Origin of the sequence: Kitasatospora sp. NPDC057542 (genome assembly GCF_042801945.1) — a bacterium.
Classification (GTDB): Bacteria; Actinomycetota; Actinomycetes; order Streptomycetales; family Streptomycetaceae; genus Kitasatospora.
The window spans coordinates 21,215-28,099 of the sequence record NZ_JBHVFE010000065.1 but is presented as its reverse complement, the minus strand read 5'-3'; the positions used below and the strand labels follow the sequence as shown (position 1 = coordinate 28,099).

Genomic DNA, 6,885 nt, shown 5'->3' with positions numbered 1-6,885 from the left:
GGCCCGTATCCGGTCGACCGGATACGGGCTCTTCCGCGTGCTCAGGCGGCCGGCGCCTGGAAGCGGAGCTCCGGCTCCGAATCGGTGCCAGGCACCACGTGGATGTCCAGCTCAGCCTCCGGAGCCACCGCCAGCTTTTCCAGCAGCGGCAAGGTGGGCACGGTACCGGCGCCCTCGATGCACTCGATGTCTTCCTCGGTCATGCCGGCGCGACGAGCCACCTCCGCCTCCGACAGACCCAGCGCGGTGCGGCGATCGTAGAGAGCCTGCCCGAACACCCTGGCATAGCGCATTTCCCGCCGGAACGCAGCCATCTCCGGGCTCTCCTCCACCTGTTCACCCAACAGCTGGCGTGTGCGGCGGGTCTTCCACTGGGAGTGGTTCATCGCAGCTTTCCTTCCGGGACGATCCGGCTGAACTCTTCGTGGGCGGGCTCGTGTTCAGACTCGCAGATCTTCTGGGCCCACAGCGCCCGGGTGACCTGAGCAGTCTCCCTCATCCGCGTCTTGGTGAACACCGTCAACAGAACGATCCGGCGCTCAGGAGCGAGCCAGTAAGTGACTCCCGTGGCCACGCGCCCCAGATCGAAGCGAAGCCCACGCAATGGCCCGCCCAGGTGACGCGAGAGCGGCTCGCCAAGCGTCGTCGGATGATCTGCCAAGTAATCGACGTGATCCTCAACGCTGGCATAGTGCCGCGCCGGAAGCGCGACAAGCCGGTCACGGACCTCAGGTTCGATCTCGACCGTGAAGCGGTCAACTCCCGTGTGCGGCAGCGTGGAGCACGCTGCCGCACACGGCGCAATCGCATGACTACGCGATGCGATCCAGCACGATCGGGTTCGGGGTGAAGGCCGTGCCCGCCGGTGCGACCTCGATGCCGCCGGCGAGGGCCTCGACGGCGTAGTCGAAGCGCTCCGGGGTGTCGGTGTGCAGGGTCAGCAGGGGCCGGCCGGCCACCACGGTGTCGCCGGGCTTGGCGTGCATCTCGACGCCGGCGCCGGCCTGCACCGGGTCCTCCTTGCGGGCGCGGCCGGCGCCCAGGCGCCAGGCGCAGACACCGATCGCGTAGGCGTCCAGCGCGGTGAGCACGCCGGAGGCGGGCGCCGGGATGACGTGCTGCTCGCGGGCGACCGGGAGCGGGGCGTCGACGTCGCCGCCCTGGGCGGCGATCATGCGGCGCCAGTGGTCCATCGCGGAGCCGTCGCGCAGCGCGTCCGCCGGGTCCTTGCCCTGCACGCCGGCCGCGGCGAGCATCTCGCGGGCGAGCGCGAGGGTCAGCTCCACGACGTCGGCCGGGCCGCCGCCGGCGAGCACCTCCAGGGACTCCCGGACCTCCAGCGCGTTGCCCGCGGTGAGGCCGAGCGGGGTGGACATGTCGGTGAGCAGGGCGACGGTGTTGACCCCGGCGGTGGTGCCCAGGCCGACCATGGTGCGGGCGAGTTCGCGGGCGTCGTCCAGGTTCTTCATGAACGCCCCGGAGCCGACCTTGACGTCCAGGACCAGCGCGCCGGTGCCCTCGGCGATCTTCTTCGACATGATCGAGGAGGCGATCAGCGGGATGGCCTCGACGGTGCCGGTGACGTCGCGCAGCGCGTACAGCTTCTTGTCGGCCGGCGCGAGGCCGTCGCCCGCCGCGCAGATCACCGCGCCGGCGCCGCGCAGCACGTCCATCATCTCCTCGTTGGAGAGCAGGGCGCGCCAGCCGGGGATGGACTCCAGCTTGTCCAGGGTGCCGCCGGTGTGGCCGAGGCCGCGGCCGGACAGCTGCGGGACGGCGGCGCCGCAGGCGGCGACCAGCGGGGCGAGCGGCAGGGTGATCTTGTCGCCGACGCCGCCGGTGGAGTGCTTGTCGCTGGTGGGCAGCGGCAGCGAGGAGAAGTCCATCCGGACGCCGGAGCGGATCATGGCGTCGGTCCAGCGGCTGATCTCGCGCGGCTGCATCCCGTTCAGCAGGATCGCCATCGCCAGCGCGGACATCTGCTCGTCGGCGACCTCACCGCGGGTGTAGGCGTCGATGACCCAGTCGATCTGAGCGTCGCTCAGCTCTCCGCGATCGCGCTTGGTCCTGATGACGGAGATGGCGTCCATGCGTGCTCCAAGAGGGGTTTCAAAAGCGAAGAGTGTCGCGAGATGACCGGGTTCCGGCCCACTCGCGACACTCTACGCGCGTAACAAACAGAGAGGCTAGAGCCGCTCCGGCCCGAACGCGTCGGGCAGGACCTCGCTCATCGGCTTCACGCCCGAAGCCAGTTCGATCAGCAGCCCCGGCCCGCCGTGCTCGTACAGCAGCTGGCGGCAGCGCCCGCACGGCATCAGCAGTTCGCCGGCGCCGTCCACGCAGGTGAAGGCGACCAGCCGGCCGCCGCCGGAGGAGTGCAGCGCGGACACCAGCCCGCACTCGGCGCACAGCCCCAGCCCGTACGAGGCGTTCTCGACGTTGCAGCCGGTGACCACCCGGCCGTCGTCCACCAGCGCGGCCGCACCGACCGGGAACCTGCTGTACGGCGCGTACGCGTGGCCCATGGCCTCGCGCGCCGCCGTGCGCAGCAGCTCCCAGTCGATCACGGACGGCGCCGGAGGAACGGGCGCGGTCACTTGCCCTGGCCCTTGCGGTAGATCTGGCCGTCCGCCTTCGGCATCCGCAGTCGTTGCGAGGCCAGCGAGAGCACCACCAGGGTGATCACGTACGGCGTGGCGACGATCAGCGGGCGCTGCACCTCGTCGGTGAACGCGTACCAGCAGAGCAGGCCCGCGGCCGCCGCGACGGTGAGCGCCGTCGAGACGTACTTGCGGCGGTACAGGTGCCAGAGCGCGAGCAGGATCAGCGCGATGCCGACGATCAGGATCAGCACGTGCACCGACTCCGGGTCGCGCAGCTGGAGGCTGTCGGTGAAGCCGAACAGGCCTGCGCCCATGGCGAGGCCGCCGGGCATCCAGTTGCCGAAGATCATCGCGGCGAGGCCGATGAAGCCGCGGCCCGCCGTCTGGCCGTCCTTGTAGAAGTGCGCCGCGACCAGCGAGAGGTACGCACCGCCGAGGCCGGCGAAGGCACCGGAGGCGACGACCGCGAGGTACTTGTACTTGTAGACGTTGACGCCCAGCGACTCGGCGGCGGTGGGGTTCTCACCGCAGGAGCGCAGCCGCAGGCCGAACACCGTGCGCCAGAGCGCGAAGTAGCTGACCACGATCAGCGCACCGGCCAGCAGCACGACCACCGAGATGTTGGTGACCAGGCCGCCGAGCACGCCCGCGACGTCCGAGACGAAGAACCAGTGGTGGCCCTCGATGCCCTTCAGCCCGGAGGACAGGCCGGGGACGGTGATGTACGGCAGCGGGTCCGCCGGCGGGGACTGGTTCTGGCCGGCACCGACCGAGACGTAGTCCTTGTAGTAGATCCGGTTGACGTACGCACAGATGCCGGGGATCAGCAGGTTGATGCCGACGCCGGAGACGATGTGGTCGACGCCGAAGGTGACGGTGACGAGCGCGTGCAGCAGACCGCCGAGCGCGCCGCCGGCCATGCCGGCCAGCAGGCCGACCCACGGGTTGACGAGGTAGCCCGCCCAGGCGCCGCAGAAGGTGCCGGCGACCATCATGCCTTCGAGACCGATGTTGACCACACCGGCCCGCTCGGACCAGAGACCGCCCAGACCGGCCATGCCGATCGGCACGGCGGCGCCGAGCGCGGCGGTGACCTGCCCGGAGGAGGTCAGCGAGTGGTTGCCGGTGGCCATGCCCACGGCGGAGAACAGCACCAGGGCGCCCGCGATCAGCAGCAGCACCACCGGCCAGGACAGCTTGTACTTCTTCGCGGGCGCGCCCGACGCCTTCGGACGGGCAGCGGTGGCCGTGCTCATGCGGACACCTCCTTCTTCTCAGCGGCCGCGGCGGCCTGGGCGGCGAGCTCGGCGCCGACCTTCTGCTGCTGGCGCTTCAGGCCGTAGCGGCGCACCAGCTCGTACGCGACGACGACGCAGATGACGATGGTGCCCTTCATGACGTCGACGATCTCGAAGGGGAACTCGCCGTTCAGGGGCAGCGGCAGCACCGAGCCGGCGGCGTCCAGGAAGGCGAACAGCAGCGCCGCGAAGGCCATGCCGATCGGGCTGTTCCGGCCGAGCAGGGCGATCGAGATGCCCAGGAAGCCCAGGCCGGGCTGGAAGGTCTGGCCGAAGTAGTACGAGTTCTGCAGCAGTTCGGGCAGGCCGATCAGACCGGCGATCGCACCGGAGACGACCATCGAGATGACGACCATCTTCTTGACGTTCACGCCGGAGGCCGTCGCGGCGCTCTCCGAGCGGCCGGTGGCGCGCAGGTCGAAGCCGAAGCGGGTGCGGGTCAGCACGAACTGGAAGACCACGCCGACCACGACGGCGACGATCAGGAAGCCCCAGAGCTTCCCGCCGTCCGTCTCGATCGAGAAGAAGTGGCTGGACTGCGAGACCGGGTTGGTCTGGATCGAGTTGCTGGTGCCGCTGACCTTCGGCGCGAAGATCCCCGGGACGAGCAGCACACCGACGATCGCGGTCGCGATCGAGTTCAGCATGATGGTCGAGATGACCTCGCTGACGCCGCGGTAGACCTTCAGCAGACCGGCGATGCTCGCGTACAGACCGCCGACCAGCATCGCGGTGATGAGCAGCAGCGGGATCTGGATGAACGCCGGCAGGTCGAGCTGGCCGCCGACGAAGGCCGCGAACAGCGCCGCGACCTTGTACTGGCCCTCGACGCCGATGTTGAACAGGTTCATCCGGAACCCGAACGCGGCGGCCGCGGCGGCCAGGTAGTAGGTGGTGGTCCGGTTGAGGATCTTCACCTGGCCGTCCGACTTGGTGGCGTACGTGATCATCACGTTCCACGCGTCGAACGGGTTCTTGCCCGAGGTGGCCAGCAGGACGGAGCAGATCGCGACGGACAGCACGATCGCGAGCACCGGCGCGGCCAGCGCGAGCGTGATCCGCTCACCGCTGAACCGCTGCGCCAGGCCGGGCTTCGCCGCGGCGGGGTTGGGACTGGTCATGGGTTACTCCCCCGCCTGCGGGTCGTCGGCGGTGTCGGTGGGCTGGTGCCCGGCCTCGGCCTCGGTGCCCTCGGCCGCGACGGCCTGCGCCTCGGCGACGGCCTCCGGCTCGGACTCGATGTGGCCGCTGGCGGCACCGGTCATCGCGGTGCCCAGGTCCTCGGCGGTCACGGTGGCCGGGTCGGCGTCGGCGACCAGACGGCCGCGGTAGATGACCCGGATGGTGTCGGAGAGGCCGATCAGCTCGTCCAGGTCGGCGGAGATCAGCAGGACGGCCAGGCCCTCCCGCTGGGCGGAGCGGATGTGCTCCCAGATCTGCGCCTGCGCGCCGACGTCCACGCCGCGGGTGGGGTGGGCGGCGATCAGCAGCTTGGGCTGGTGGCTCATCTCGCGGCCGATGATCAGCTTCTGCTGGTTGCCGCCGGAGAGCGAGGCCGCGGTGACCTCGATGCCGGGGGTGCGGACGTCGTACGCCTCGACGATCCGCCAGGTGTCCTCGCGGGCGGCGGACGGGTCGAGCAGCACGCCCTTGGAGTTGGGCGCCTCGGTGACGTGACCGAGGATGCGGTTCTCCCAGAGCGGGGCCTCCAGCAGCAGGCCGTGCCGGTGGCGGTCCTCGGGGATGTACCCGATGCCGGCCTCGCGGCGGGCCCGGGTCTGGGCACCGGAGAGGTCCTTGCCGTCCAGGGTGACGGTGCCGGCGTTCAGCGGCAGCATGCCCATGATGGCCTCGACCAGCTCGGCCTGGCCGTTGCCCTCGACACCGGCGATGCCGAGGATCTCGCCCTTGTGGATGCGCAGCGAGATGTCGTCCAGGACGACGCGCTCGATGCCCTCGGCGTCGGTCTTGGCGATCCGCAGCGCGTCGACGTCGAGCATCACCGTGTCGGTGACGGTCGACTCGCGGCTCTCCGGGGAGGGCAGCTCGGCGCCGACCATCAGCTCGGCCAGCTGACGGGCCGTGACGGACTTCGGGTCGGCGTCGCCGACCGTGGTGCCGCGCCGGATGACGCTGATCGCGTCGGCCACCGCCAGCACCTCGTGCAGCTTGTGCGAGATGAAGATGACGGTGACGCCCTCGGACTTGAGATCCCGCAGGTTGTCGAACAGCGCGTCGACCTCCTGCGGGACGAGCACGGCCGTGGGCTCGTCGAGGATCAGGATCTTGGCGCCGCGGTACAGCACCTTGAGGATCTCGACGCGCTGGCGGTCGGCGACGCCGAGGTCCTCGACCAGGGCGTCCGGGCGCACGCCCAGGCCGTACTGGTCGGAGATCTCCTTGATCTTCGCCTTCGCCTTGGCGCCGATGCCGTGGATCTTCTCGCCGCCGAGGACGACGTTCTCCCACACCGTGAGGTTGTCGGCGAGCATGAAGTGCTGGTGCACCATGCCGACGCCGCGGGAGATGGCGTCGCCGGGAGTGTTGAACTCGCACAGCTCGCCGTTGATCGCGATGGTGCCCTCGTCCGGCTTCTGCATGCCGTAGAGGATCTTCATCAGCGTCGACTTGCCGGCGCCGTTCTCACCCATCAGGGCGTGCACGGTGCCGGTGCGGACGGTGAGGTTGATGTCGTGGTTGGCCACGACACCCGGGAAGCGCTTGGTGATGCCGCGCAGTTCGACGGCCGGTGTCGCCGTCCCCGCGCTGGGGGTGCCGTCCTTGCGCAGGGGGACGGGGTCGGATGCGGTGATGGCGATCTCCTGGTGGTCTGGAGGCGCGTCGTTGCGCTCGGAGGGCCAAGGGGGAACGTGGGGACGGAACGGGGCCCGGGGGTACGCGTTGAGCGCACCCTGCCGGGCCCCTCCCGTGAACTGTGTCGTCACATCGCGCTGCCGGACAGCCGGCAGGCGCTGCGGCGTCCC

At 70.2% G+C, this 6,885-nt stretch carries 7 protein-coding genes; all 7 read right to left on the bottom strand.

The window, feature by feature from the left end; all coding sequences use genetic code 11:
- Positions 1–41: 41 nt before the first annotated feature.
- The 7 genes from ACFU7Y_RS11550 to ACFU7Y_RS11520 all read right to left on the bottom strand — a co-directional run bounded on the left by ACFU7Y_RS11550 (position 42) and on the right by ACFU7Y_RS11520 (position 6,552).
- The gene (locus tag ACFU7Y_RS11550; RefSeq protein ID WP_380767577.1) at positions 42–386 is read right to left on the bottom strand and encodes a helix-turn-helix domain-containing protein; all 345 of its coding nucleotides are present in this window, start codon (positions 384–386) and stop codon (positions 42–44) included.
- Entirely contained in the window at positions 383–739 is a 357-nt protein-coding gene (locus tag ACFU7Y_RS11545) for a type II toxin-antitoxin system RelE/ParE family toxin (RefSeq protein WP_380767579.1), read from the bottom strand. Before ACFU7Y_RS11545 ends, ACFU7Y_RS11550 begins: the two co-directional genes overlap by 4 nt.
- A 73-nt stretch (positions 740–812) precedes the next feature.
- A complete protein-coding gene (locus ACFU7Y_RS11540; RefSeq protein WP_224277907.1) occupies positions 813–2,090 on the bottom strand; it encodes a thymidine phosphorylase in 1,278 nt (425 codons plus the stop codon).
- A gap of 96 nt (positions 2,091–2,186) precedes the next feature.
- A complete protein-coding gene (locus ACFU7Y_RS11535; RefSeq protein WP_224277909.1) occupies positions 2,187–2,597 on the bottom strand; it encodes a cytidine deaminase in 411 nt (136 codons plus the stop codon).
- The gene (locus ACFU7Y_RS11530; RefSeq protein ID WP_224277911.1) at positions 2,594–3,859 is read right to left on the bottom strand and encodes an ABC transporter permease; all 1,266 of its coding nucleotides are present in this window, start codon (positions 3,857–3,859) and stop codon (positions 2,594–2,596) included. Before ACFU7Y_RS11530 ends, ACFU7Y_RS11535 begins: the two co-directional genes overlap by 4 nt.
- Positions 3,856–5,022 carry an ABC transporter permease gene (locus tag ACFU7Y_RS11525; RefSeq protein WP_224277913.1) on the bottom strand — a complete coding sequence of 389 codons (1,167 nt, stop codon included), beginning with the start codon at positions 5,020–5,022 and terminating at the stop codon, positions 3,856–3,858. The genes ACFU7Y_RS11530 and ACFU7Y_RS11525 overlap by 4 nt, the downstream gene beginning before the upstream one ends.
- 3 nt (positions 5,023–5,025) lie before the next feature.
- Positions 5,026–6,552, bottom strand: a complete 1,527-nt coding sequence (locus tag ACFU7Y_RS11520; protein ID WP_374119939.1) for an ABC transporter ATP-binding protein — start codon at positions 6,550–6,552, stop codon at positions 5,026–5,028.
- Between the last annotated feature and the right edge of the window lie 333 nt (positions 6,553–6,885).